Annotated in this window: 2 protein-coding genes and 1 pseudogene; 2 read left to right on the top strand and 1 reads right to left on the bottom strand. The window is 72.8% G+C overall.

The window, feature by feature from the left end; genetic code table 11:
* Nucleotides 1–257: pseudogene (locus B9G49_RS15960) on the bottom strand (HPP family protein); the annotation flags it as partial.
* 194 nt (nucleotides 258–451) lie between these two features.
* On the opposite strand from B9G49_RS15960, the gene B9G49_RS15955 reads away from it, so the two are divergent.
* Entirely contained in the window at nucleotides 452–973 is a 522-nt protein-coding gene (locus tag B9G49_RS15955; protein ID WP_049929764.1) for a nucleoside deaminase, read from the top strand.
* Nucleotides 970–2,073, top strand: a complete 1,104-nt coding sequence (locus B9G49_RS15950) for a carbohydrate kinase family protein (protein ID WP_086217022.1) — start codon at nucleotides 970–972, stop codon at nucleotides 2,071–2,073. Before B9G49_RS15955 ends, B9G49_RS15950 begins: the two co-directional genes overlap by 4 nt.
* The last annotated feature ends 20 nt before the right edge of the window (nucleotides 2,074–2,093 follow it).

Below are 2,093 nucleotides of genomic sequence, written 5' to 3'. Positions count from 1 at the left end.
GAGTACTGTCCCTGCGGGTCGGAGAAGAGCGTGTAGGCTCCCGACGCCAGCGGCGGGAAGAGGAGAAACGAGAGGTCGGTCAGGTTCGTTATCTGAGTGACGAGCGCGATGAGCATCGGCACGAGCAACAGCGTCGTCAGGTGGAGCAGATTGCTCGTGTCCTCGGCCCACTGCCGGAGTTCCGCGAACTCCCGGCGTTCGATCCGACGTGCCCGTCGGCGAGCGGCGCCGAGTTTCGCTCGCAGCCTGTCCAGCATTACTCTTGCTTCGCTCGTGGCGGTCAAGAGCGTGGCGGAGCGTCCGACGCGAACGCCGAGCGTGACCCCGACGCGCGTCGGCGACGGAGACGACGCGGACCGAGACGCCTCGACGGGGAACCGAGCTCGCCGGACGACGACCGCACGCAGCCGGCGGTACCAACCGTTAGGTTCCCGGAGGCGAACGGGGACGTATGACCGACGCGGACGACGCCGGCGATCCCAGCGAGTTCCGTGATCTCGACGACCTGCCGGACGACCCGACCGACCGGGAGTACGTGGAGCGAACGATCCGGCTCGCCAAGGAGGCGGTCGAGGCCGGAAACACCCCGTTCGGCGCCCTGCTCGTGGTCGACGGCGAGGTCGTCAGCGAGGCGCGCAACGAGACGCGGACCGAGGACGACGTGACGGCGCACCCGGAACTGACGCTCGCGCGGTGGGCCGCGCGGGAGCTCGACGCCGACGAGCTCGCGGACTGTACCATGTACGCCAGCACGGAGCCGTGCCCGATGTGTTCGACCGCGATCCACTACGCGGGGATCGACCGGGTCGTCTTCGGCGTCGACGGCGAGACGCTCGGCGAGCTCTCCGGCGGCGTGGTGCCGATCCCCTGCGAGGAAGTGGTCCGGCGCGGCGGCGGGGAGACGAGCGTCGAGGGACCGATTGCCGTCGACGCCGCGATGGCCGTTCACCGCCCCTTCTTCGGCGAGTCGTGACGGCGGAGTCAGATGCGAGCGACGGCGGAAGCGGTGGTTCGCCGGCCGTCCTCTGCGTCGGGGCCGCCGCGATAGACGAGTGGTACGCGGTCAGCAACCTCCCGGAGCCGGACGGCGGCGCGTTCGCCCGGGAGGTCACGTCCGCGTTCGGCGGCGTGGGCGCGAACGTCGCGGTCGCGCTCGACCGCCTCGGCCGCGACGCGGGGCTCGTCAGCCGCGTCGGCGACGACGAGTACGGCCGGAGAGCCCTGGAGTACCTCGGCGAGACGGGCGTGGACGGGACGCACGTCGCGGTCGGCGACGACGCCCACACCCGGTCCTTGATCCTCCGCGACCCGGATGGGGAGCGCGCCATCGTCACCGCCGGCGAGAGCTTCCGCGGGCTCCGCCTCGACGGCGACGCGCTCGCCGCGATGGCCGACGCCGACGCGGTCTTCCTCACCGCCTACACGCCTGACAGCGTGGCGCGGCGGGCCCTCGACCGGGTTCGGTCGCTCCGCGAAGCCGCCGAATCAGGCGAGTCAGGGAGCGACCCGCCCGCGCTCGTCTTCGACCTCTCGGGAGCCGTCGAGGAGCTAGTCGGGCGCGGCACGGAGCCGGCGACGGTCTACCGGTTTCTCCATGAGGCCGACCTGTTCGTCGCGGACGGCGTCGCCGCGCCGGCGTTCTTCGGGTCGGCGGACGCCGCGGTCAAACGGGTCGCGAGCGCGCATACCCGAGCGGCCGAGTCGGCGCCCTCACCCGGGCCCGAGTCGCGGTCGCGGGGCGGCCCGACGTGGCCCCGCGCCGTCCTCACGCACGGCGCCGACGGGATGACGGCGATCGCGGGCGGCGAGGTGTCCGAGTTCGACGCGTTCGACGTCGAGACGGTCGACGCGACCGGCGCCGGCGACGCGTTCACCGCCGGGCTGATCGACCGGTGGATCGCTGGAGACCCCGCGGGGCCGTCCGCCGACCGTGACGGCGTCGCTGGCGGCGTCCGGTTCGCGGCCGCGATCGCCGCGATCAACTGTACGAGCCGGTTCACGCAGCCCGGGCTCCCGACGCGGAGCGAGGTCGAGGCGTTCCTCGCGGACCGCGGCGTCGACGTCGGCCGGTAGGGGGCCCTCCTCCCGATCAC

Origin of the sequence: Halorubrum sp. SD683 (assembly GCF_002135045.1) — an archaeon.
In the GTDB taxonomy this organism is placed as follows: Archaea; Halobacteriota; Halobacteria; order Halobacteriales; family Haloferacaceae; genus Halorubrum; species Halorubrum ezzemoulense.
This window is presented reverse-complemented; position numbering and strand designations above follow the sequence as displayed.